23 protein-coding genes are annotated in these 24,677 nt (G+C 48.7%); 14 read left to right on the top strand and 9 right to left on the bottom strand.

What is annotated here, in order from left to right; translation table 11 throughout:
* The first annotated feature begins 37 nt into the window (after window positions 1-37).
* The 3 genes from ACWHYD_RS15380 (at window position 38) to ACWHYD_RS15370 (ending at window position 6,827) form a co-directional block, all read left to right on the top strand.
* Window positions 38-1,546, top strand: coding sequence for a BON domain-containing protein (locus tag ACWHYD_RS15380; RefSeq protein WP_447962907.1), 1,509 nt, complete (start codon window positions 38-40; stop codon window positions 1,544-1,546).
* Window positions 1,547-1,767: 221 nt separating this feature from the next.
* Complete coding sequence (locus ACWHYD_RS15375) at window positions 1,768-2,190, top strand: STAS domain-containing protein (RefSeq protein WP_447962906.1); 423 nt, start codon at window positions 1,768-1,770, stop codon at window positions 2,188-2,190.
* 275 nt (window positions 2,191-2,465) lie between these two features.
* Window positions 2,466-6,827, top strand: a complete 4,362-nt coding sequence (locus ACWHYD_RS15370) for a chemotaxis protein CheB (protein ID WP_447962905.1) — start codon at window positions 2,466-2,468, stop codon at window positions 6,825-6,827.
* Between the two features lie 194 nt (window positions 6,828-7,021).
* On the opposite strand, the gene ACWHYD_RS15365 is transcribed toward ACWHYD_RS15370, so the two are convergent.
* The gene (locus ACWHYD_RS15365; RefSeq protein WP_447962904.1) at window positions 7,022-7,411 is read right to left on the bottom strand and encodes a hypothetical protein; all 390 of its coding nucleotides are present in this window, start codon (window positions 7,409-7,411) and stop codon (window positions 7,022-7,024) included.
* Window positions 7,412-7,751: 340 nt separating this feature from the next.
* Here ACWHYD_RS15365 and ACWHYD_RS15360 point away from each other — a divergent pair, with 340 nt between their 5' ends.
* From ACWHYD_RS15360 to ACWHYD_RS15345, 4 genes are all read left to right on the top strand, one after another.
* Entirely contained in the window at window positions 7,752-9,176 is a 1,425-nt protein-coding gene (locus ACWHYD_RS15360) for a tetratricopeptide repeat-containing S1 family peptidase (RefSeq protein ID WP_447962903.1), read from the top strand.
* Between the two features lie 535 nt (window positions 9,177-9,711).
* On the top strand, window positions 9,712-10,017 hold the full coding sequence (locus tag ACWHYD_RS15355; protein ID WP_447962902.1) for a hypothetical protein: 306 nt from the start codon (window positions 9,712-9,714) through the stop codon (window positions 10,015-10,017).
* A gap of 183 nt (window positions 10,018-10,200) precedes the next feature.
* On the top strand, window positions 10,201-10,509 hold the full coding sequence (locus ACWHYD_RS15350; RefSeq protein WP_447962901.1) for a hypothetical protein: 309 nt from the start codon (window positions 10,201-10,203) through the stop codon (window positions 10,507-10,509).
* Between the two features lie 3 nt (window positions 10,510-10,512).
* Window positions 10,513-11,232, top strand: a complete 720-nt coding sequence (locus ACWHYD_RS15345) for a S16 family serine protease (protein WP_447962900.1) — start codon at window positions 10,513-10,515, stop codon at window positions 11,230-11,232.
* A 10-nt stretch (window positions 11,233-11,242) separates the two neighbouring features.
* Here ACWHYD_RS15345 and ACWHYD_RS15340 read toward each other — a convergent pair whose 3' ends face one another.
* Genes ACWHYD_RS15340 through ACWHYD_RS15330 form a run of 3 tightly spaced genes read right to left on the bottom strand, consistent with a single transcriptional unit; the run spans window position 11,243 to window position 15,143 of the window.
* Window positions 11,243-13,225, bottom strand: a complete 1,983-nt coding sequence (locus tag ACWHYD_RS15340; protein WP_447962899.1) for a response regulator — start codon at window positions 13,223-13,225, stop codon at window positions 11,243-11,245.
* The gene (locus ACWHYD_RS15335) at window positions 13,222-13,665 is read right to left on the bottom strand and encodes a response regulator (RefSeq protein WP_447962898.1); all 444 of its coding nucleotides are present in this window, start codon (window positions 13,663-13,665) and stop codon (window positions 13,222-13,224) included. The genes ACWHYD_RS15340 and ACWHYD_RS15335 overlap by 4 nt, the downstream gene beginning before the upstream one ends.
* A gap of 14 nt (window positions 13,666-13,679) precedes the next feature.
* A complete protein-coding gene (locus tag ACWHYD_RS15330) occupies window positions 13,680-15,143 on the bottom strand; it encodes a sensor histidine kinase (protein WP_447962897.1) in 1,464 nt (487 codons plus the stop codon).
* Between the two features lie 516 nt (window positions 15,144-15,659).
* Here ACWHYD_RS15330 and ACWHYD_RS15325 point away from each other — a divergent pair.
* From ACWHYD_RS15325 to ACWHYD_RS15305, 5 genes are all read left to right on the top strand, one after another.
* Window positions 15,660-15,845 (top strand): hypothetical protein, encoded by a 186-nt coding sequence (locus ACWHYD_RS15325; RefSeq protein WP_447962896.1) that lies wholly within the window; start codon window positions 15,660-15,662, stop codon window positions 15,843-15,845.
* A 22-nt stretch (window positions 15,846-15,867) separates the two neighbouring features.
* Window positions 15,868-16,020 carry a DUF3309 domain-containing protein gene (locus ACWHYD_RS15320; RefSeq protein ID WP_447962895.1) on the top strand — a complete coding sequence of 51 codons (153 nt, stop codon included), beginning with the start codon at window positions 15,868-15,870 and terminating at the stop codon, window positions 16,018-16,020.
* 50 nt (window positions 16,021-16,070) lie between these two features.
* Window positions 16,071-16,541, top strand: coding sequence for a hypothetical protein (locus ACWHYD_RS15315; RefSeq protein ID WP_447962894.1), 471 nt, complete (start codon window positions 16,071-16,073; stop codon window positions 16,539-16,541).
* Window positions 16,542-16,624: 83 nt separating this feature from the next.
* Entirely contained in the window at window positions 16,625-18,196 is a 1,572-nt protein-coding gene (locus ACWHYD_RS15310; RefSeq protein ID WP_447962893.1) for a cytochrome B6, read from the top strand.
* A 68-nt stretch (window positions 18,197-18,264) separates the two neighbouring features.
* A complete protein-coding gene (locus ACWHYD_RS15305) occupies window positions 18,265-18,678 on the top strand; it encodes a hypothetical protein (RefSeq protein ID WP_447962892.1) in 414 nt (137 codons plus the stop codon).
* A 151-nt stretch (window positions 18,679-18,829) separates the two neighbouring features.
* Here ACWHYD_RS15305 and ACWHYD_RS15300 read toward each other — a convergent pair whose 3' ends face one another.
* From ACWHYD_RS15300 to ACWHYD_RS15285, 4 genes are all read right to left on the bottom strand, one after another.
* Window positions 18,830-19,435 (bottom strand): BON domain-containing protein, encoded by a 606-nt coding sequence (locus tag ACWHYD_RS15300; protein ID WP_447962891.1) that lies wholly within the window; start codon window positions 19,433-19,435, stop codon window positions 18,830-18,832.
* A gap of 180 nt (window positions 19,436-19,615) precedes the next feature.
* On the bottom strand, window positions 19,616-20,803 hold the full coding sequence (locus ACWHYD_RS15295; RefSeq protein ID WP_447962890.1) for an ATP-binding protein: 1,188 nt from the start codon (window positions 20,801-20,803) through the stop codon (window positions 19,616-19,618).
* A 9-nt stretch (window positions 20,804-20,812) separates the two neighbouring features.
* Window positions 20,813-21,148 (bottom strand): hypothetical protein, encoded by a 336-nt coding sequence (locus ACWHYD_RS15290; protein ID WP_447962889.1) that lies wholly within the window; start codon window positions 21,146-21,148, stop codon window positions 20,813-20,815.
* Window positions 21,149-21,442: 294 nt separating this feature from the next.
* Window positions 21,443-21,958 carry a hypothetical protein gene (locus tag ACWHYD_RS15285; RefSeq protein ID WP_447962888.1) on the bottom strand — a complete coding sequence of 172 codons (516 nt, stop codon included), beginning with the start codon at window positions 21,956-21,958 and terminating at the stop codon, window positions 21,443-21,445.
* A 241-nt stretch (window positions 21,959-22,199) separates the two neighbouring features.
* Between ACWHYD_RS15285 and ACWHYD_RS15280 the strand changes: the two genes are divergently transcribed.
* Together ACWHYD_RS15280 and ACWHYD_RS15275 are read left to right on the top strand one after the other, a co-directional pair.
* Complete coding sequence (locus ACWHYD_RS15280; protein ID WP_447962887.1) at window positions 22,200-22,823, top strand: superoxide dismutase; 624 nt, start codon at window positions 22,200-22,202, stop codon at window positions 22,821-22,823.
* A 392-nt stretch (window positions 22,824-23,215) separates the two neighbouring features.
* Entirely contained in the window at window positions 23,216-23,869 is a 654-nt protein-coding gene (locus ACWHYD_RS15275; RefSeq protein WP_447962886.1) for a response regulator, read from the top strand.
* A gap of 117 nt (window positions 23,870-23,986) precedes the next feature.
* Here ACWHYD_RS15275 and ACWHYD_RS15270 read toward each other — a convergent pair whose 3' ends face one another.
* Window positions 23,987-24,646: a response regulator gene (locus ACWHYD_RS15270; RefSeq protein ID WP_447962885.1), complete on the bottom strand. Its 660-nt coding sequence runs from the start codon at window positions 24,644-24,646 to the stop codon at window positions 23,987-23,989.
* Window positions 24,647-24,677: the final 31 nt, after the last annotated feature.

The following is a 24,677-nucleotide window of genomic DNA, read 5'->3' as shown; positions in this document are numbered from 1 at the left end:
CACATCTTTCCTCTGTATGTTCCATGGAAATGGGGGTATGCCTGTGCTGTTCCATATTGCCATATTTGCTTTGTCCTTTGGTCTGATGGTCGGCTTGGGAATAGCCGAAGAGGATGTGGAAAACACCGCCGAGGTGACTGGAGAAGGGGCTGAAGAGGTTGATGATACCCGTGTGGCCGTGGCCGTGAAAAATCGATTTTCTCGAGTCGATCCAAAGTCATTTTCCTCAATTGAAGTCACGGTTAAACATGGGGTCGTCACTCTCACCGGGACTGCGGATAGTCTTTGGACGCAACAGCGTGCCACAGAACTTCCGCAGACTATTCGGGGGGTTCGGGGAGTGATCGACCGCCTTTCAGTGGGACCGGTCGGCAGGATCGATGATTCGGTTCTCAAAAAGCACCTGGCATACCTGTTCGATGAAAATCCTGTGGTGGAGCGCGATAACATTCATCTTGATGTTCAAAATGGGGTCCTCACCTTGAAGGGACGGGTGCACTCCAGACAAGAAAAACAGACTGCGCTCAATTTAGCAAAAATGGTCAAAGGCATCGTCGAGCTGCGGGACCTACTGAATGTGGAGGGTGTTCGAGACAGGCCGGATTCGGTCCTGAAGGAGGAAATCATCCATCGTCTGGCATTCGACGTTTGGGTGGTACGTCCATCCTTATTAAAGGTTCAGGTGAAAAAAGGGCATGCGATTCTGACAGGACAAGTGGGAAGCGCCTACGAAAAAGGCCGGGTGGCCGAATTGGCGTGGGTTGAGGGTGTCCATGACGTAGATGTGAGCGGTATCACCGTCAATTGGGTGTCGCCGGATCCGATGCTGCGTACTCAGCGTCCCATCTTTTCGGATCAGGAAGTTTCCAATGCCATTCAAGGGGTGCTGGCTTCTGACCGCCGCGTGGCTCCATTTGACATCCACGTGTCGGTAAAAAATGGGACCGTGACCCTGGAGGGCAATGTGCCTTTTCTGTCCATCAGACGTGAGGCTGAGCAAAATGCGAATAACACCGTCGGGGTCCAATCCGTGAAGAACCTCATCACGGTCCAGTCCAACGCGACTCCTAAGGATGCCGATGTTCAGGCCCGGTTATTGGAGGCGTTTTCACGAGATCCTGTCTTGGAGCAGTTCACGCTTGGGGCCGTGGTGAAGAAGGGAGCCGTCCTGCTCACGGGGACCGTCAATTCGATTTATGAACGAAACCATGCCGAAAACGTGGCTTCCCGGATTCAAGGGGTGAAGAGCCTGACCAATCAAATCAGTTTTTCCACATCTGAAATCAAAAAATCTGATTGGGAAATTCAACTGGATTTCGAAAACCAGGTGTGGTGGAGCCCATTCTTATCGAGCCAGGATATCGTGGCGACGGTGGAAGATGGCAGGGCGACCTTGTCCGGTTCCGTGCAGCATATTCACCAACGTCTCATTGCCGAACAGCAGGCTTTTGAAGCCGGGGCGTCGACCGTGATTAATCGGTTGCGGGTTGGAAACTCTCCAGGTTCCGCGGAATCATCAAGTCCAAGGATTCCTGCCGGACGTTGAATGCGAGTCTGGTCATCAGGACCAATGTAATTTCACAGCCACACAGCGTTGAGAGTGATGAATGACGAATGGAATGGACGAGACCCGCTCCATGACGCGATTAGGTATTTACCCTCAAGGGTAATGTAGAGTGGTACGAGAGTCCGGAATGCGTACAATTGGGAAAATTTCTTCATACTTGTTGAACAATATCTTTATTTTCATGTAAGGAGGTCATTGTTATGAAATGCACCATTAGCACTCCTGGCCAACTCGTGGTCCTCACCCTCACGGTAGATCTCAGTATCAACACACCAAATTTGAGCCGAACAGATTTATTATTGGACCACGTGGTATCGTCACCGATTTCCTTGCTTATAATAGATTTCAGGAACTTGTCGTGTGTGAATTCAATTGGGGCCTGGACCCTCTTCCAGATCGTGTTCAAAGCCAGGGAGCAAAAAAAGGCTGTCTATTTGTACAACCTCCAACCTGCCCTGCAACCACATTTGAAAGAGGCAGGAATACTTGAAATGGCCCACTTGATTAACACCAGAGAAGATTTAGGGAATTTACTACACGGGAATTACCGACATCAGGAGTCAGGCGCGAAAATTTCTTTAAGGGAGGAACAGGTTTCTTCTGCCAGCATGTCATCGGTGTAAACATTAAATCGGCGGGATTGATCATTGTATTTTTGAAAGATGCGCTAATGATGGGTTGCAGCAGTGAGCGGATTTTTAGAAATTGTCAGCTCATTGCTTATCCCGGCAATTGACAGCGAGTCAGGTGTTCATGACCTGAGTTGAACGTTCACGGATGAACCAGTCGGATGTACTGTCGGGAGGATGATATCTGGTTCATCTTCTGATCCTCACGTTTTTTTGAAACCTTTGCTTAGGATAGTATTCCAGGCTCTGGAATATGAAGAAGACCTTTTGTGCCGAGCAAACAAAAATCTCACAAGGGACCATTCGGGTCCTCCAGCACGCCTTCATCGAAGGCTTCTCAAGCAGCCCATAAATCCCTAAAGTCCTCAGGCACTCCAAAGGCTGTTTCTCCACGACGACGCTCCCCCCGTGCCAAGAGCATGACTGCGGACACGCCGGCCAATGTGTTTCCCATTGTCGGCATTGGTGCCTCCGCCGGAGGGTTAGAAGCCTTGTCGCGTTTTTTTTCTTCCCTCCCAGAAGATAGCGGAATCGGATTTGTGGTGATCCAACACTTGGCGCCCGACCGCGAAAGTTTATTGCCTGAATTGCTGACAAAACAAACTTCTCTGCCAGTTCACGCAGCTGTTGACGAAACCCTGATCGAGCCCAATAAGATTTTTATCATTCCCCCCAATGCTCAATTACAGATCGAAGGAGGGTTTTTGCGGGTGGGCCAGTCCGTGGAGGTTCATGGTCTCCGGGCCCCTATTGATCTATTTTTCCATTCCCTGGCGGAAGATCAGGGTCCCTATGCCATCGGAATGATTTTGTCGGGCGCCGGATCGGATGGCACAGTCGGGCTTCGAGCGGTGAAGGAACACGGGGGAATGACTATTGCCCAATCCGCAGAAACCGCCAAATTTGCCGGTATGCCGAAGAGCGCGATTTTGACAGGATTGATCGATCATATCCTGCCGATCGAAGACATTGCACCGGTGCTCATCCACTATGCGAAGTATTTGTACGATCTTCGGGATGGAAAAGGACTGGACACGCTTCGATTGGAAGTGCTGAATCATTTGGAGGAGATTTGTTCGTGCCTTCACCGTCGGACCGGACACGATTTCCGTCACTACAAACGAAATACCATGGGCAGGCGGGTTCAACGACGCATGCAGATTCTTCAAATTGCCTCTCCCGCGAAGTATGTCCAACAACTGCGGGAGGATCCGGAGGAAGCCGAGCAGCTGTTTAAGGAAATACTGATAGGGGTCACTCAATTTTTTAGAGATCCGGAAGCCTTTGCGTTTTTCTCCACCACAATCGTCCCGTTGATTGTGAATGCCAAAAAATCCGGCGAATCAATCCGGATCTGGATTCCTGGCTGTTCAACCGGAGAAGAAGCCTATTCACTGGCCATTATATTTTATGAATATCTCTCACGGCACAATCTGAATATCCCCCTTCAAATCTTCGGGACGGATATTGATGAACGGGCGTTGGACCTTGCCCGCCGTGGACGATATCCGAAGACCATTCGTGACGATGTATCCCCAGGCCAGCTCTCTTCGTACTTTGAAGTAGACGGTGCCGGCTATCGGGTCGGCAAGGTCATACGCCAGGCGTGCGTGTTTTCCTTTCATAACCTCGTCGGCAATCCTCCCCTTTCTCGAATGGATGTCATTTCCTGCAGGAACCTGTTGATCTATATGGAGTCCAGTCTTCAGCACCAGATGTTTTCAGTGTTTCATTATTCCCTCAATCCGAAGGGGTATCTGTTTCTTGGCGCCTCGGAAAATGCGGAGGAAAAATCCCGACTATTCCGCTCCGTGAATAAACGCTATCGGGTGTTTCAGGCAAAAGAGATGCTGGGCCGTACGTTTCCAAACTTTCCGGTAGAGGGTCCGCGTGGGAACGGACCCATTCTGAAAACGACTGTGTTACCGCCGGTTCAGGACAACTTTACTCACCTGTTCGACCAACTGGTCAGACAGGAGTATGGTCCCGCTGCGGTGTTGATCGATAAAGATTGTCAGGTGCAATATGTTTCCGGGCAGACCCGGAGCTATTTGCAGCTTCCCTCCGGCTCGGTCAATGTCAATCTCATCAATATGGTCTTGCCGGATTTGCGTCTGCCATTGCGATCCGGAATTTTCAAAGCCCTGAAAACCCGCCAGGAAGTGATTCACCGGAATATCAGGTTGCCGGTGAATCATGGCATGCGTCATGTGGATATCATTGTCCGCCCCCTGCCTCATGCCCAACAAGCGACCGATCTGCTGATGGTGGTCTTCCGCGAGCAAGGGCTGACTCCGGAACTTTCCAAAGGCCGGAAAAATTTTCCCCAAAACGCGTCCCACACGATTAAGGAACTGGAGCAGGAAATCCACACGACACGGGAACATTTGCAGACCGCCCTGGAAGAGTTGGAGACGTCCAACCAGGAATTGAAATCTTCCAACCAGGAATTGATGTCCGTGAATGAGGAATTGCAATCCACCAATGAAGAACTGCAAACCTCTACAGAGGAATTGCAGTCTATTAATGAAGAATTAGAAACGGTCAACGCCCAGCTCTCGGGAAAGGTGGAGGAACTGGATCGCGCGAACAGTGATATGGAAAACCTCATCCGGACGACAGAGATCGCGACCTTATTTCTCGATGCCAACTTATGTATTCAGAAATTTACTCCCGCCGCGCAAAAGATTTTTCAGTTTTTGGATACCGATCTCGGCCGGCCCATCAGCCAATTGTCTTCCTTTTGCCAGGATAAGACATTATTGAGGGATATACGTCAGGTATTGCGAACGTCAAGGCCCAAAGAGCAGATGCGCCGGTTTTCTTATCCTCAGCTGTATTTATCCCGGATCATTCCTTACCAATCCCGTGAAGCTCAGATCCGGGGAGTTGTGCTGACCTTTGTGGACATCACCCACGTCCGTCATGTGGAAGATCAGGTAATCCGTTTCTCGCAGCAACATAAAGAGATCGCGAGATTCGGGCAGTTTGCCCTCCAGGAACGGGATTTGCCAAAGGTCCTGCATGAATGTGTCAGGCTGCTTTGCGCCATCTTACCGGTCGAATTGGCCAAGGTTTTGGAATTATTGCCCGATAAACAGTCCCTCATTTTTCGTGCCGGGATAGGATGGAAGGAGGGCTTGATCGGGCGCGCCGTCGTGAGCGCCGGCCGGGATACTCAAGCCGGATTTACACTGTCGGTCGATGAACCGGTTATCGTTGCCAATCTTTCGCAGGAGACCAGGTTCTCGGGTCCTTCCTTATTGATTGACCATCAGGTCGTGAGCGGCATGAGTTGCATTATCCGGGATCAGGAAGGCAACCCTCACGGAGTCCTTGGCGTGCATTCAACCTTTAGACGTGAATTTGAGCAGGAGGATGTGAAGTTTCTTCAAACGATGGCCAATATTCTGGCCTCGGCCATCCACCGGAAAAATATCGAAACTCAACTGGAATCCATGACGGTATCGCTGGAACGGCGCGTGGGAGAACGGACACACGAACTCGTGCAACACCAACAACGGCTTCGTCAACTGTCCTCGGAACTCATCCTCACCGAACAACGGGAACGTCGCCGCATTGCCACCGAATTGCATGATTATTTGGGGCAGTTGCTGGTTGTCGGGAAAATTAAACTTAGCCAGTTGCAACAAATCGATCTGTCGGATGCGCAGGCACCGCTGGTGAAAGAAATCGAAGAATCGGTGGATGATGCCTTGCAATATACACGTGACCTCATTCCTCAAATCAGTCCGCCCATTCTGTATGAATTCGGACTGCTGGCGGCGCTTCGATGGTTGGCACAGAAAATGGTCCGGTATGACTTACATGTCAGCGTGACTTCTGATCTCGATGAAGACGCGCTGCATTTTCCCGAATCCGTCTCGGTGATCCTGTACCAGGTCATCAGGGAATTACTGCTGAATGTCATGAAGCATGGCCAAACCCTGGAAGCCGGAATCATCATTACCCAACCGACACCGGAATGCATCGGCTTTGAGGTGACCGATCGCGGCTGTGGATTCCATCTGAACCCGACGTATGACGCTTGGCCGGATACGGAGAAATTCGGTCTCTTGAACGTTCAGGAACGCGTGAAAAGTCTTGGAGGAGAATGTGAAATTCATTCAATTATAGGAGAGGGCACTCGTGTCTTCATCAAAATTCCATTTTCTGTCCGGAAGGGTGACCTGGAGATGGATCCGCTGTCCGCTCCGCCTCCGCCCATCCACCCTTTGTCCACCCATCCTGGACACATTCGCGTCGTCCTGGCGGACGATCACCCCATCTTCCGTGAAGGGTTGGTCGCCCTGTTGAATGCCTGTCCCGATATACAGGTGGTCGGAGAAGCTGAGAATGGTCAAATGGTTGTCGAGCTTGTTCAAATGCTTCAGCCTGATGTCGTCGTGATGGATATTAATATGCCCGTGATGAACGGAATAGAAGCCACCCGTCTCATCAAAGCCCGCCACCCGTCAACCTATATTATCGGATTGTCCATGCATGGGGATCAAATTGTGACAAAGGCCTTTTCTGAGGCTGGCGGAGACGAGTATGTGAGCAAAGGTGATTCCTTTACCTCTTTTTCCGAAGTTATCCGTGCCAGTCAAAAAAAACGCGGTTCATCCTAAAAGCCTTCCGCCAGCATACCCCGCGAGGAGTAGGAAGAAATAAAGAACCTCATTCCCCTCCACCTCTCGCCTCACGATCCCTCCGGTTGTTGTTGACTCTCTCTCGTTTGGGCATCCATCCCCAGTGGGTAGAATGAATATGGCAAGAAAAGAGCCGGCGGAATCCGCCGGCTTTTTTCCCTGACTCTGAAAGCTTAGTTCATGTCATTTGCTTTTTTCAGCATGACTGCGTGACCTTGCGGGGTGACCTCGGCTTTAATCTTGTCTCCCTCTATTAATTTTCCGGACTTTTCCGTGGATTCGTCCACATGCAATTGCACTTCTTTGCCTGTTGAATCTTTGACGGTATACAGATCCCCTTCGACAGTAAGAATTTCACCCGTAATCTCGGACCCCATAATGTTCCCTTGGGCGGATCCCATGGAGCTTTCGGAATGCTCAGGTCCTGGCTGGTTCGTGGGATCCGTGTTTGTGCCATGGTGTAATTCTGGTTCGTTCATGCTCTCCGGAGGCATTCCCATGGCGGCCGTAGATAAAAGACCGAAGCAGGCAAGGGTTAAAATTGAATTTCGCATAATTGTCATTGAAGCACCTCCTTGTTGTGAATAAACGGGAATTCATTAAAATGACCGGCTGTCCTTCTTCTTGACCTCTTATAGAGATTTCGCCGACCTGTGCATTAGACATACAGGGACACCTGGGCCATAATATTTAGGAGTATCAGCTGGAAGTGAGAAAAGGCGATGGACAAAATCCGGTAATCTCACTCAAAAATATATGAAATTCTGAGAGCTCTCAATTTCCTCTCATCATGAACTCCACAGATTCCCCCGACCCATGAATCAACACCCTCCCGAGAAAATGTCCTTATCCGTTCAATTCAGAAATGCTGGGCTATTCTTGGTGATCTTCTTGTGGGCCTGGATGAGCTCCGAAACCATCTGGGCATCAGAGCGCAGTGACATCTACCTTCAGTCTCGCTCGAGTGCGGTTCTTCTGGTTTCTGTGGACCGGGAGACCAAATCACTGTCTTTTGGGACGGGTTTTTTTATGAGCCAGGATGGACATATTCTGACCAACGCCCATGTCCTGATCTCATCCGCCAAATTGCTTGTCTATGTCCCTGATCAGGGGGTGTTTACTGATGCGAAAATCGTCACCATCGACCAGGATGCCGACCTGGCCGTTCTTCATCTTCCCCAGGGTCATGACCGGGCCTTATCTCTTTTCGGAACCTTGGCCGAAGATGGCGCAGAAGGTCTCGCTGTGGGATTTCCTCGGGTCATAGACACGTTGCAAATGGGGTTGATGCTCCATGGCACAGTGAAACCGGTGAATGTCAGTGGGTTGACCATGGGCCGTTCAAGGACACAGGGCCGAACCATGCCTTTTCTTCAAGTCTCTGGCGTCCTTCACGCAGGAACCAGCGGTGGTCCGATTGTTGATGCGGTGAGTGGCCAGGTCTTGGGGATTGTCGTTCATTCGGTTCCGTATATTGGTCAGGCTACGGACAGGAAGGGCTCATTGATCGGGAGTGTTCAGCTCAGGGCCGATATGAGCTATGCCATTCCTTCTACGTTCATTCGGCAATGGTTGGCGGATCAGCATATTCCTTATGAAATGTCCCCGTCTCAGGTCGCCAGTTCCTCTTCTTCCGGGTCGCCTGGCCGCTTACCGGTTGATCCTCAAATATTAGGGGTGGGGTTCTTTCTCACGGGTCATCTAATGCAGACGATTGCGGGGACCTTGAACGATGAACCCGAGTTTATGGAACTTGCCGTCAACCATTACGAAAAAGCGCTCGAAATTATTCCTGGGAATATGGTTATCCTCAAAAACATGGCTCTGGGCTATGGCGCATTGCAGCGGTATAAGGATGCCTTGCATATCTATGAAGGCCTTCTTCAACAATTGCCGGCCGATCCTTTTATTTTGACCGAAACGGCCAAAACTTTGAAATTACTTCACTATGACGACCGAGCCATGATGATGTATCGAACTGTCCTGGATCATGAGTCGTGTCATCTTGATGCCCTCAATAGGCTTGGCAGTCTGTATTTCAGTCATCAGGAATATGAAAAGGCAGTTCCCACATTTCGACAGGCCGTGAAGTGCGAGCCTTCATCGGCGTATGCCTGGTTTTATCTCGGTGAATCGATGACCCGTTCCGGCTTGGTGGAGGAAGCTCATGCTGCCTGGAAGGAATCATTGGAGCGCGTTGTCATTCAGAATTCCCAGGAGAAAGAGTTGTTTAATCTCATGCGCGAGCGGGCTGTGAGTGGGCCTGCAATCCTCTCCCATGCCTCTCCGGTCGAGGCAATCAGCAGCCCGCAAGTTGTCTCCCGGTAAGACGCGAGTTCTATCCTTCTTTTCTTCTTTTCCCGAATTTTTTAAATCGTTTTCATTCCCCTGGTGGATGTTCGTTTCGTCGATGCCTTCAACTGCTTCGTGATGCCTGAGCCGTACTTCCTTGTCATGGGAATGTTGAATAGTACTAGTTTCCAAGGTCATATAGACCCACAGGCTCGTTGCCTATCAGAGGTCTCGGGGGTGTTTCAAAACAGTTCGTCCAGTTCTGCCCTGATTCATTTCGAGGTAAGGGCGAAGCCGATTTCAGCTTTTGTGGCTACTTCGGCGAAGGAGGAAGGCAGGGAACGCCGCTGGCGGCCTTTTTCAAGAGACCTTAAAGGGCGCGATGGAATCCCTGTGGTGTGGGTTCCTTTTTCGCCTCCTTATTCAGTTCTCTCACCTTCCTTTCAAAAAATATTCAAGGGGTCTTCCCCACTAGACCAAGGGTTTTCAGTAGTAGTGGCTTGCGGGGTGAGAATTTAGAGTCAGATCATGATCATCAATTCTCAACCTTTTATGAATTGAAGGAGGCGTTATGCAAACGTTGACTTTAGAAGCTATGCGAACTGATCACCCCGATGTATTCCACCAATTGATGAACCAAATGCAACAATCACATTGTTCGCGGTGCGGAGGAACGATGATTGAGGAGACGTGTATGGATATTTTCTCCGATTATGAGGATTTCCAGTTTCAGGCCAAGCACTGTATTCAATGTGGTGATGTGATCGATCCTTTCATCCTCCTGAACCGGTTGTTGAAAAATCAGACCGAAACTCCTGCATTGAACTCATTTCCTCAGGCGCGTCCTCGTGGAAATGGGTTGGTCATGACCGCGTAAGAAGATGAATACTCCCGATAAGGCCGGGGAGTTGGTAAGGAATGACTGTTTTATCGGGAGATACGTTCAGGATCCCGGGGCAACGAAGGGTCCGATGGAGGGATTCATATCATGAGAAACAACAAACCCTGTTTTCACTGGATTTTCGGATTCGTATTTTTTCTCCTCTTTGGAGGAAACGGAATGGCTGCAGATATGCCGAATGAACCTGGGGAAGCCAATCTTATTCATGAAGACGTGAATATTATTATGGGATTGTATATCCGGGAATACTCCCTGAAGGGAGATGGGATCGTGGATTATAAAACGGCCCGCCAAATTATTTTTTTTGAAAATAACAAATATTGGAATACGGTAATTGAAACTGTTGAATGGCCATTATTTTATTGGATAGACGAGAATCGAGATGGCGTTTTCGATCACTTTGTCGATCAGAGAGTGGAAGGGAAACGGGAATATATTATCCCGTATTTGCCGGTATCGGGGAATTAGCCAATGAAACAGTTTATACGGATAGGTCTCATCTTCAGGGTTTTGGCCTGGGCGATCCCGGTTGTCTGGTTCTGCTCTTTCCCTCGTCCCGCCGAGGCCGCACCGTCGTTTTGGCAGCAGCAAACCGTGACATTTCTGGGAACCACACTGAACCAGCATCATCAGCCTAAAGGAATTGTGGGAAAACTTGAAATAGCGTTCCGCAAACAGGAAGGTCAAGAAGTGCTGAATGTGTCCTTTTCCAGCGGACCGGGAAAATTTTCGCCTTTTACTCAGGTGGCTATTCAATCCGGAATTGTGGCTGCGGCTCGTGTTGCGGGCCTGGATCCAAAGACCTGGGATATATTTTTAAAATTTCCCAATCCAGGTGTGACGATCTACGGCGATAGTCTGACCGCCATGGTGAGTCTGGTGGTTTTAGCCATGGCCAACGATAACGCCATCCTCCTGAGCCGAGTGATGACCGGGAAAGTGACCCGTGATGGCCATATTGGGGCGGTCGGTGGGATACCATTGAAAATCCAGGCTGCCTATGCGGAACATATCCGAAGAGTGATTATTCCTGAAGAGCGTTTACCTGAGGACAATGATTGGCAGACCCCTTTTCTGATGCAGATTTCTCCTGTTAATACGGTATTTCAAGCCTATCAGATTTTGACGGGGGCGAACCTACCTAACGTCGAAAAAGCAGGCGTACGGATGGCGAAGAATGAAAACGAGTAGGAAAGAAAGGCTAGGCGGGCTTTTTCTGATGCCAGGATTTTCTGACCATGGTGACTAAGCTTTCGGCCGGTCCTCCTTTCGTGACAAAAGTTTCGGCTCCTGCCTCATGGAACCATCGGGCCACGTCCGGAGTGTCGTAAACTGATAATCCGATAATCACGGTTTCAGGAATGTTTTCTTTAATCCTTCTGGTCGCTTCGAGACCGTCCATATTGGGCATATGAAGATCCATCACGATGACGTCAGGGCGAAGCGATTCACAGAGGGTCATGGCTTGTATCCCGTCTTCCGCCTCTCCCACGACTTCGAAGTCCAACTGAGAGTTCAGGATATGACAAAACCCCTCCCGGACCATCTTGTGATCGTCCACAATAAGAATTCGAATTTTCTCTGAATGAGAACGGAGGGAAGGAGTCTGCTCGACCGCTCGCACTGATGTTGGACGAGCGGTATGTGGTCTGAGCTCCTCGATTCCCTTTTCTACCGGAATACGCAGGAGGACATGAGTCCCTTTCTGCAGGGTCGAATTGAGCACCATTTCTCCGCCGAGGGCTTCCAATCGTTCCCGGATGCTAAAGAGTCCGAAATTGGTTGGTGATTGTTCATTTCTGTCTTCGGCATTGTCTATAAAACCGCAGCCAAAATCTTCCACCTCGATAATCAAATGGTTGTTTCCTTGCATGGCGAGGTTCACCGTCACTTCATTGACTCCGGAATGCTTGAGGACGTTATATAATAATTCACGAACCGATTGGAAGATGAGGACAGCCTGATCTTCCGGAAGGTTCAACGACAAGTTTGCGCCGTTGACGTTGACGGTCAACCCCTGCTTCCTCATTTCAGATCCCAACCAGACGAGAGCTGCATAGAGTCCAAATTCATAGAGACAAGTCGGACTGAGTTGGCTGACGAGTGTCCGCGTATAGGTCAAGGATTGGTCCAAGAGAGCATCCGCCTCCTGGATCACCTTTATGAGGCTTTCCGTATCGGTGAGCGATTGACCCTGACCTAATTTCAGTCGGCACACGACAAGGAGTTGTGCCAGATAATCATGAAGATCCGAAGCCAACCGACGTCGTTCGCGTTGTTCGGTGACTGTGAGATCTGAAGCCATGGCTCGTAAGCGCTCCTGGTTGCGAGTGAGCTCCTGGGTTCGTTGGATTACGCGTTCTTCCAGGGTGCGATTGAGTTCGGCTAGTTTATCCCTGGCATCTTTTTGGGCGCTTTTGTCCCGAACCACTTTGGCGAAACCAATGAGGTGGTCTGTTGAGTCGCGTATGGCTGTCACTGCGCCGCTGGCCCAAAATCGCGACCCATCAGCTCGAACCAGCCAATTATCATCGTCCCCCTTTTCTACTGCCTCGGCCCTCCGGAGTTCGTTTTCCGGACGACCGTTGCGTTGGTCCTCATCGGTAAATAGCATAGAAAAATGTTTATGCAAGGCGGCGTCTTCCGGATAACCGAAGAGCCGCTCCGCTCCTGAATTCCAATGAGTAATGTTCCCGTGCAAGTCAAGCATGACAAAAGCCAAGCCGGTGGCTCCATCCACAAATAACCGGTATTTTCTTTCGCTATCACGGCGAATCCGGTCGTTCTTTTCCCGTTCTATGGCATAGTGCAGAATTCGGGAAAGTAGCACGGCATTCATGGAAGACTTCGGAACATAGTCCTGTGCCCCTAATTTGATCGCTTCAAGGGCTAAGGGTTCATCCTCATTCACGGTTAAGACGACGAGTGGAATCACCGAGTTTGCCGACCGGATTCGTTTCAATGTTTCAAGGCCGTTGGTTTCGGGCAGGTTTAAATCAAGAAGGATGACGTCAAACGACGTGGTTTGAAGGGTTGTCAGAGCTTCGTTGAGTGTCGAAGCGCGCGTCATATAAAAAGGAGACATGCCGGAGGCATCCTTCAGCCGTTCCCGCACTAATTCCGCGTCAGCAGGATTGTCTTCCACGAGCAGGATAGAATGGGTTGGAGAATGAAGATTGCTCATGACTCTGGTACTTTTGGAGGGAGTTTCACTACGGAGAGCCAGAAACTCTCGAGGGATTGAATCATTTTGATGAAGCGCAGAACATCGATGGGTTTGACCAGATAGGCATTAGCATGAAGATCGTAACTACGCAACACGTCTCCTTCGTCCTCGGAGGTGGTCAGCACGACTACGGGAATTGTGCGCGTGTGCGGATCAGATTTAATTTCCTTCAGAATCTCTCTCCCGTCCATTTTCGGAAGATTTAAGTCTAACAGAATAAGGTCCGGTCGGGGAGCATCCTGAAAGGGGGCTGTCTGTCGAATGAAGGACATGGCACTGACCCCGTCTTGAGCGACATGAATGGTATTATGGAGGCGCGCTGCCCGAAAGGCTTCCTGGGTCAGGCGGATATCAGCCGGATTATCTTCTATTAACAAAATTTCAATAGGATTTTGCATGAAAAATCTCCGGTTTATTTTGGTATGGTAAAGGAAAACTTGGTTCCGTTTCCCGGTTGGGATTCGACCCAGATGCGGCCCCCTCGGCGCTCCACGATTTTCTTACAGATGGCCAGACCGATTCCGGTGCCCTGGTATTCTTCCCGGGTATGTAATCGTTTGAAGGGAAGAAAAATTCGCTCGAAATATTCCGGTTCCACCCCAATCCCATTGTCCTGGACTGAAAAGAGCCATTCGTTGGTTTTTTTCTGGGCAGAAAGATGAATGCGTGGTGGTTTCGGGCCATGAAATTTAATAGCATTGGTAATCAGATTCTGGAGCAGATGTTGAAAATGTGACCGATCCGTCTGAATGATGGGCAGAGGGTCATGAGTAATCGAAGCCTGCTTGTCTTCAATGACCATGAGGAGATGTTCGAGGATTTCCTGAAGCACTTCCTCGCCATTGACCTGGACTGTGTTCAGCTCCTGGGCTTGGATTCTCGAATATTTTAGCAGGTCCTGAATGAGGGTTTGCATCCGATTCGCTCCATCGGTCACGAATCCAATAAATTCCCTACCCTGGTCGTCTAATTGGTCTTTATAGCGTTCTGCCAACAACTGCGTAAAGCCATGAATTGTGCGGAGGGGTTCCTGGAGATCATGAGAGGCAATATAGGCAAATTGTTCGAGGTCTTCATTTGATTGCTTCAGTGAGGCCGCATGGCTGGCCAATGTCAGGTTTTGTATGGCCAGGAGATTTTCCAACCCCTTTTGCTGGGAAATATCCCGTGCAATTTTAGAGGCGCCAATAACCTTTCCCCATCGGTCGATAATCGGAGAAATGGTTACCGATACAGGTATTTCCTGACCGTCCTTCCGGCGTCGAATTGTTTCAAAATTCTTTATCTGCTTGCCACTGTGAAGTTTTTCCAGGATATCTTTTTCTTCGGGAATCCGGTCCGGTGGAAAAAGAAATGTCATGTATTGCCCGATACTCTCCTGTGGCGAATATCCGAACATCTGTTCGGCTCCATTGTTCCAATTGGTGACTTTTCCCTCAAGTGTTTGACCGATGATCGCGTCATGCGTGGATTCCACGATAGACCCTAAGCGAAGTCTGACCTCCATCCCTTGACGATATTGATACGTGAGCAGGGCGGTTGCCCAAATCATAAAAAGCGACAACAGACGGTTGGTTACGGCATTGCCTGCAATGGTACTGCCGGAATGCACCACATTCACGCCGGGTGAATACACCACCCCGATGATGGCCACAATCGTGCAGATCCCTGCCACGATGAATGGGGATTTTTCATGTGGTAGCCATGGGGTCAGCATAATGGCACTCACATATAGCATGCCGATTGCCACGCCTGTTTTGGTGTATAGGTCCAATATGAATATCGCACCTATGAGAGCGCAAATGGCTATCAAAACGCTTACATCCCATTTTGGGGAGCGAGTGCCTGTTTGAGTTCCGTCCTGAGGCAGCGTCATGACTTCATCCATTTCCTACCGACCTGATGAGGAGGGTCTCCGTTCATGAGTATGGCTTAGTTTTCGATCTGAAAACTGTGTCATCCCGCATTGCATCAGGATTCTTGAAAACGTTTTTGACCATTCGTCCAATCAGCGGGAGACCTCGTTTTCTAAAAGGGTCTGACTCTGAAATATATGAATACACGGTGGAATAGAGGTAACACCATCGAATGATGGAGCTTTTTCCCCGCCGTTGTAAACCGAATGCCATTCGAGACATGTCGTGAAAGTACGTAGACGAGAAAAGTATAGCGTCAGGGAATAAGTCTTGTCTAAGAGGAAATACCCAAAAGGTGCAGGCACAGGAGAATCCAGGGGCATTGTTCACTCATTCCAGGGTTTTTATCAGGACTTCCGATCCAAAAAATTTGTAGTAATAAGACAATCAAGAAAACGAGACAAATGTAATTTTGGAAATGAACAACCGGGGCCTGACAGATATCAAATTAGATTAGCAATAAGGAGAACGGAACCATGAACAAAATTCTTGAAGAGGACATGCTAGGCATTAATGGATCGGGGCAGAGTGGAAAGTCCCGATGCTTTTTTGGGGACTGGTCGCGTCGAGCCCTACTCAAGACGGCTCTGCCTATGAAGGATTGGCCACGTTCTGTCCATGTCAGTAAGGAGACGATGAGCACTGATCATACAATCTCATGACGGAATGGGAGGAACCATATTTATGTCTACTATCGTATTAGTCATTCTTATTCTTTTATTGGTGGGGGCCTTGCCGGTCTGGCCGTACAGTTCATCGTGGGGGGCTTACCCCAGTGGTGGGTTGGGATTGGTTCTGGTGATCGTGCTGATTCTGGCTCTTACCGGAAGACTATAGCACGGGTCAGGTTCATCATTTGTTTGCCACGGAAAACAAGGGGAGGCCCCATGCCTTTTAAAGAATTGACGTTGTTGGCCGTAGTGCTTGGATCATTATTTTTGGGTTCGATTGGGGGAATGTTATTGGCTTCTCCCAACCCCACTGAGCCAGCATTGGCTTCTGAAAATTCAACAAAGCCGATCTCCACTTCAGCCCTTAATATCGTGAACGAGGAGGGAAAGGTCCGGGCTACGCTTAGCCTGTGGGATGGTGAACATCCAGCACTCATTATGGGAGATAATCACTGTGACCGTCGAACCTCTCTTGCTGTGTATGGCAAAGAGCGAACTGGATTAACCCTCTATGGCGAGGATTGTAAGAGGCGGGTGGCATTGGAAGTTCAGAGCGATGACCTTCCCACGTTTGTGTTGAGAGATTATCTGGATAATCCTAGAGTTCAAGTCGTGTTAAATAAGGACGGGAGCCCCCTTGTCCGGCTGTTTGATGAAAATGGGAAAGCCTTGTGGCAAACGCCATAGGATAAGCAACCATTTTCAGATTAACTTTCCCGGTTATTTCTGGACAGTGTGTTCCAAAAAAAGGCCATAAAATAAGGAGAACAATGGATATCTATTCAACATTTTCCAACGTGACACAGCGGATGAGCCGGAGTTTCATCATGGGGTGTATCTTGATCGTTAGCAGCGGTTTGGGAATGGGACTGGCTGCGGATCAGGGCAAGCCAAAAAGTTGGGAGGCTGTGCCCGGTTCGGGACAGCTGGTTCCTCAAATCGGGCCTCCGGCTGTGGTCAAGGATTGGCAACGGGCGTATCCACAATATCAACCGGTTGGAAATGGGGACACTCAAGAATCCCCGGATGCCAAACCGGGAACTCCCAACCCTCCGGCTATTCATACCTTTGGTGGTCGAACTCCCAGTTCCTTTGTCTTTGACCTCAGTCCTGATGAACCATTGGAGAAGGTGATTGAGAGGGAAACCCAACAGCGATCGAAGATTAGGTCCCAGCAGCAAGATCTGCTTGAGGAACGGTATGATTTGTCTCCGCAATTTGTTGGAGGGGTGACCATGACTCGGGGGAAACCCGTTCCTAAAGGACCCACGGCCCGCTTGAAAAAAGGGCTCACCTTTGCCCAACTCGCCCGAATGCCGGAGGAGGACATCAAAGCCAGCGATCTCTTCCCGTACTTGCCGTTGCCGCATCCGCTTCATTCCACAGGGGGAATGGTGTTTCCTTCAATGATGACGGATATTCATCCTGAACGCGAACGTTTCGACGTGGTTCATGATTTGCCGGATCATTTTTTGCCGGAATTCCCTCCGCCTCTGTTCCTCACAAACAGGCCGGATCTGGGAGACGTTTCACAAGGTCAGGAAATCACCAACGAAAATTTTTACGCGTTGTTCGATGGCATTCTCTCGCCAGTGCAATTTGACGGCGTTCGATTACTGGTCGAAAAAATCCCCCAGCAGCAATTCAATGCGACGGATGATCGAAAAACAGTGCCGCCCAGTCGTGGTGTGGCTTGTTTCGATTGCCATGTCAACGGGCATACGAATGGGGCCATTCATTTAAATCCTGATAACCGGCCGCAATTTTCGAGGTTTCGCATTGAAACGCCCTCCTTACGGGGTGTCAATATCCAAAAAGTCTTCGGATCCAAGCGGGCGATGACGTCTGTTGAGGATTTCTCTGAATTTGAAAACCGGTCAGCGTATTTTGATCATGATCTGGCGACTGCCGAGAAAAAGGGTCGTCGTGATTTGACTCGCACGGAAGTGATGAAAATGGCACAGTTCCAGAAGCTTGTCGATTTCCCCCCTGCGCCGAAATTAGACCTCTTTGGCCGATTGAATCCTAAAAAAGCCACGGAAGAAGAGTTGCGAGGGGAGGCCTTGTTTTCCGGAAAAGCTAAGTGTGTAACCTGCCATACTGCTCCCTATTTCACCGATAACCTGATGCACGATTTGAAAGTGGAACGGTTTTATCATGGTAGGGCCGAGGGATCTATCAAGACCTTCCCTCTTCGAGGAATAAAGGATTCCCCACCCTATCTCCATGACGGCCGTCTCTTGACTCTTGAAGACACGGTGGAGTTTTTTGCCCTCGTCACTGGTGTGCAGTTGACAAAAGAGGAAAAGGCGGATCTTTCCGCATACCTACGAACCTTGTGAAGAAAAGCTTTTCAATGACGCGTTGATGAGCCGGCTTCCGGGGTCGCAGGAAAAATGGAGGATGTACCATGAAAAAAACAGCCGTTGCCGACCAGGTCTTCAGAGTGTCGTTACCCTGTCTGGGATTCATGCTTGTTGTGATGTTTCCCCTAGCGGAACCCGTCTTCGGGGATGATTCTAACGAAGCACCTGCTGATGAAATTCACTCCAAAGACCGTTCAGGAAATCCCTCTCCTTCTATAGGAAACAAAACCAAAGATTCCCCCATTCTTGGGGAAGGGGTACGGACACCACCCGACATCGGAGCTTCAGGCACCGCATCGTCCACTCCTCCAGTTGGAACCGAATCACCGACAGACGACCCCCAAATTCTTCCCGACATCTCCCCAGTTCCCACGCATCCCTTGAATTCGGAAGTGGCTCCAATCAATGAGAGCGAGCCGTTAGGGCAACCAAATCATCTTAAAAACACGCCCAAATAATGAGGGACTTTTAGAAACTTTATTTTGGTCAAAAATAAAATAAATTTGTCAAAAATTTTAGCTAATTATTCTAATGAAGAAATCTTTAATGCCGGCTGCTTTGATATTCAACCCTAGTCCGTTTTGTTTTTTGGGCAGGCTCCTTCCTTCGTTAATCTAATGTGGGATCGATCCATAAACGAATGCGGACATTCTTCGCTCCCGCTTCATAGGCGTTTTTCACTGCATCCACAATTTCCCCTCGATTTTCGACTCTTCCCGAAAGTGTGACGGTTCCGCTTTGAGCTTCAACGCGGATGGGAACCGAATTCACAAATGGGCTCAAATAAAGCTCGGCTTCAACCGCCTCTTTCAATTTCTGGTCGTTTATCTCTCTCCATGGATGGTCAAGCTGAATTTGATTGTCCACGTTCGTGGCTCCGGAGTCATAAGCGATTTCGACCACATCCACTATCGAATCCCGGTCTTTGACATGTCCTGAGAGTACCGTTTTGCCCTGTTTCACTTGAACCGTGATGCCGTCACTCCGATATGGACTGATCTCCAAGCGTCTTTGAATGCGATATTCTAACTCTTCGTCTGAATGCCCACGCCTATTGTCCTCGTCGGAACGCGGAACATGTGTTTCCGGAGATATCGTTTCCTCAAAACCGGCCAGAGGGACAACCAGGACCTGTCCTTCTGTATTTTCCATTATGGTTGCGATGAATAATGGACACGTCACCAATACAACAAAATATTTAAATGGGGATTTCATAAGCGACTCCAGAATGTTTCGAGGTTTCTGTCATTCTGAGAGATTACGCAGGAAATGCTCTCATCCGATTCCTTCCGGTCGCGGGCTGCTACCGGTCGTCTGGCAGAGGAGTGTCTTTAAAACATATCAAGTTGAAAGAGAAAGGAAACTGATCGAAACCCTTGAGGTATGGATGGAGAATCAATGTGGGGGAGAAGGTGGTGACAAAGGAATGGTGAGAGAGACCCGTGTGCCTTGGCCTGGATAAGAATTCAGCGATATTGTTCCATGAAGCGCCGTCATTCGTCCCCTGATGCCGGATAAACCGAAATGATCCTGACCGAGAATCTCCCCCGCCATGGTTGCAGGATCAAAGCCGCATCCGTGATCGGAAACCATGCAGCGAAGGTGTGTGCCGTGAAGCTGGTGAATGCTGATCGTGGCTTGTTCGACGTGAGCATGTTTAATCACATTAAATAATAACTCACGAAGGGACCAATAGAGAAGAAAATCCTGATTTTCGGATAGGTCGGGCAAAGGGCGTTCGGCTTCGAGGGTGACGACCAACCCAAGCAACTTCATCTTTTTAGTCAGTTCCTCTAAAACCTTCAGTAGGCCTGATTGATGAAGGTTAAAAGAGTTCAGCTCCGTCATCAACGTTCGTGTATAGCTCAATGATTCCTGAAGGAACTGATCGACGGTATTGAGAAGACTCAAAACTTCCGGGTCTGATGTCAAGTGGCTTCCTTGAGCCAGCTTTATTCGGCCGACTGCCAACATTTGGGCCAGATGATCATGAAGCTCGCCCGCTAAGGCTCGCCGTTCCCGAGTTTCGGTTGAGATGAGGCTTTCCGAAAGCGCTAAGAGCTGTTGTGTATGGTCAAAAACTAAATTGTTCCGGGCCCCTACATGATTATCCAACTCATCTTTGGCTTGTTGTAATTCTCGCTTTGCGAAATTTTTTTCATTTATCTCTTTTTGAAGTCGCGTGGTCAGAAATTGTTCTCGATGCCAGAGGGTTTCAAGCAGGCTTGTGGGCGTAATGGCTCCAATAAACCGCTGCCCGCTATCTATGACAGAGAAGGCATCGATACGGTGTCGTTGGAAATCTGCGTACAGCACATCAAGAGGAGTGGAGGGTTCGACATGGGGGGACGTGGAACATGAGAGAAGATCCCCAAAAATCCTATAAGGATATCGCCCTATCATATGTTTGGGGACGATGCCCAGAAATTGCTCGGAAGGCTTCTGGTTCACGACTTCAGAAAATACGGCATAGGCTTCATAACTCTGTAGTTTATGATTCAGATTGAGGTCACGCAGGCCCATCTCTGCGGATACCATCAAAACGGAGGGACTGACGGCATCTTGTGCAGTTAAATGAACCACGAGACCATTCTACAATTCTTGGGTAATGGTGATTTCTGTGTCCAACTGAATGTGGAGGATATCATCCGCCACCATCAATGGCTTGACTTGATCAAGGAGGAAAGTCACCACGCGTTTTTGTGTTAATCGTCTGGTGATGGAAGATCGTATCAGCATGCTATTGATGACTTCATCCTGGATTTCGATATGGTCAAATTCTTCCGGGATGAGCAACCGCAGCGCCTTCTGCAAGGCGTTCACACCAATAGCCGCATCCTTTCCGATGATGAGTCCGTCGGTGATAGGAGGGATGGAAAATTCTTTAATCTTCGCCGTGATGAGAAACTTTGGTTCGTTGGGAAGCACCGGGGTTACCTCCAAAAGCCATAAACGTATCTCAAGGAATCTGAATTATAGGGCGGACTCCTGCAAGGAATAGTATTCGGAAACGTAGTGTATTGATCCCTTTGAAATTATTCAACAAAAAAGATACCCCCCGCTGAAAGGGGTGCCCCAAATCATAACCGCCCAGGTTTCTTTACCAAGAAATCGTGCAGGGGGCGAGAGGAGGGTTTCTCCCAGTTTTGAAGGACACATCACAAACCGATATCAGAGCCTGTGGGAATGTCTTGGCAAGAGGGGTCATGAAGAAAATATGAGTTAGCCTCGGTCGGGGGAGCCATCAGTGGTGTTTAGGTTGTGTTCATGTGTGGCATCGATAATAAGCTGGGCGGCTTTTTCAGGATCACATTCGGCTGCAAATGTTTCCGCGGCTGCAAGAAGCATCTCGGATTTCACCTGGTGATTCGTCGATCTCCCTACGGCGTGGGATTTGAGGATTTTGAGAATATGTGTGGCTTTTAATGCCTGATCAAGCTGGTCATCATCAAGCAACCGATGAATTTCCTCCAGTATTCGTGTGTCAATTTCCGCATGCGATAAAACTGCATGTTCCTGAAGAGTTTCGGTGGGAGACGGGACCATCGTCGGTTGGGAAATCCAGTGAATCGCCTCAGGAGAAAGTGGCCCCTTCTCGTTGCGAATGGTTTCAATAAGAAAGCCTAAAACATTCCACGCATGAATTGTGAGATCTTCAACCCCCTTCATCCCGAGGGCGGATTGAAGGGCAGTTAATTCCTTGCCCATTTCATCGGATATGGTGAATTGGATATTCATAAATCCCCTGACACTCTTTTTAACTTTTTGAAAACTTACTCCATAGCGGAGAGGAAGGCGACTAGGCAAAACCCTGGTCGAAATGTTTTTTCCCCGACCGGAGATTCCCGGAACAAGGGTTTTTTCCAGTTATACAACAGCATAATTTCATGTAATTTCAACGAAAGTGACGGGGCTGTATTTCGCTAAAAGCTCTTGGAATGAGCAATAAATTATGATTGGGGAAGGAGAAATCACACCTATGAAGACAAAGAACGATAAAAATTATCCGGTCAAGGAATTCCCCCTCAAAGGATTAACCGGTATTTCAGATAAAACCTTAGAGATGCATTTTAAGCTCTATGAAGGATACGTGAAGGCTACCAATTCTCTCACCAGGCAAATCGGGGAATTTTTGATTGATGGACAGGTGGATCAGGAGGAAATGCCTGCCTATTCTGAACTGACCCGTAGATTGGGATTTGAATATAATGGAATGGTCCTACATGAATTATATTTTGAAAATTTGTCATCCCAGGAGTCGAAAGGTCCACAACAGGGACAAATATCACTCCAAAAAGCCATTGAAGATAGTTTTGGGAGTTTTGACATTTGGAGGGCAGACTTTTCAAGCGTCGGGAAAATGCGGGGAGTCGGTTGGGCTGTGTGCAATATTAATCCTGCAAATGGGAGGGTTTCCAACCACTGGGTCAGTCTTCATGAATTCGGCAATGTAGCAGGGTTTCGACCTCTTCTCGTTATGGATGTGTGGGAACATGCCTATTTGATGGATTTTAAACCATCGGAACGAGGTGAATATATTGAACGTTTCCTTGCCCACGTTAATTGGGATGTGTTTGCCAAGCGTTTGGAGGGTCAATCATGAATAGCTTTAAATTCAATGGCTGGTGCCTATCAAGTTTTAACTTTGGCTATGCCAATCCGAATCCTATCCCTAACCCCAATCCCAACCCTTTTCCTCCTCCTGGACCGCTTCCCACTCCTCCTCCAGAACCGCCCATTCCTCCTCCTCCACCAACACGTCCCCCCATACCCAAAATTCAGCAATTTCTCTTTCGGCTTCGAAGATAGGTTGTCAGGTGGGTCGGATTGATCGGTCCACCAGTTCACAGGCCGAAAGTGCGGCTTTGTCCTCCCATACTAAAGGTTTGCCACAACCAATCTTGATGCTCATTGTGGACTTATATGAGTGATTCTTTCATAATACCTATTCTCAAGATTTTATATTAAAAATTTATTCTCCAATCCTCTATTGACATGAGCAAAACTCGGGTACTTTTAGCTGAGGATCACGTCCTGGTAAGTGAGGGACTGACCAAATTGCTGGAAACGGATTTTACATTGGTGGGGACCGTTGTAGACGGTCATGCTTTAGTTCAAGCCGTCAAGAAACATACACCGGACATTGCGATTGTTGATATTTCATTGCCCCTGCTGAATGGGTTGGAAGCGGCCCGTCAAATAAAAAAATGTGAACCCCAGACAAAAATAATTTTTCTCACCATGCATTCGGAAGACCATTTTGTCCAGGAAGCCTTTAAGGCCGGCGGGGCGGGGTATATCTTAAAACAATCTGCGACGGCAGAATTAGTGTTTGCCATTAATGAGGTTTATCAGGGACGTACCTACGTTTCCCCATCCATTGCCCAGGGGATCGTCAGCCAAGCCCTGAATCCCTCATCCAATTCAAAGAAGGCGGCCCAGGCGGAGACTCCTCCATTGACTCAACGACAGGTTGAAATTCTCCAACTGGTTGCTGAGGGGAAATCCAATAAAGACATTGCGGTGGTATTAAATCTGGCCGTCAAGACTGTGGAATTTCATAAAACACGAATCATGCAGATTCTGGGACTCAAGACGGCATCTGAACTCACGAAATATGCCATTGCCACGGGAATCATTTCCATTTAATAGCTGCTAGAAATTCTTCTTCCCGTCTCCCATCCGAAACTTTTCCTCCTCACTTCTGCCTACATCCTGCGATCATCCATACCCATGTATCCTCGGGAGCTTCTGTCCGCTCAATCCCTAATCAAGGGGAGAAATCCCTAATTTTACCGCGTATTTCGTGAGATCGGCTTTGGAATGAAGACCTAAGGCCTGCACAATTTGCATTTTATGGAACGCCACCGTACTTTGAGAAATAGTTAATACGTTGGCAATGTCCTTAGCAGAGAAACCTTGAGCCACAAGCTTTAACACCTCCTGCTGTCTGGGAGTCAATTTTCCGGAAAGTTCGGTACCCGGCATACCATCCATCTGGGCCAGAACCGCATATTGCACCTCCTCAGGAATTAAAGGAGAGAGGTATCTCTGTTTTTCCTGAACCTGTTGAATGGCTGATAATAATTCGCTGCCGGCCGTTTGCTTTGGCACGTAGCCCTCTCCTCCGGCACGAAATGCTTCCATGATAAAGGTGGGCTCCAAATGCATCGACACAAAAATTATTTTTACTGATGGGCAGGCGATTTTTACGACTCGAGCGGCTTCGTATCCGTTCTGGTCCGGCATTGAAATATCCATAAGGAGAATGTCGGGTTTTGCTCGTCGGATTTGGCTGACCAAATCGCTTGCGTCATGAGCCTCCCCGACAATGTCATGATGGGGTTCGAGCAGTTTTTTGCAACTCTCCAAAACAAGAATATGATCGTCAACAAGGAATAATCTTGCTCGCTTGAGTGTGTTCATATATTAAAAAAATGTCACATATCAATGGTTG

This window comes from Nitrospira sp. Ecomares 2.1, assembly GCF_965152585.1.
Note: the sequence above shows the minus strand (reverse complement) of the source record. Positions and strands in the feature narration are given on the sequence as shown.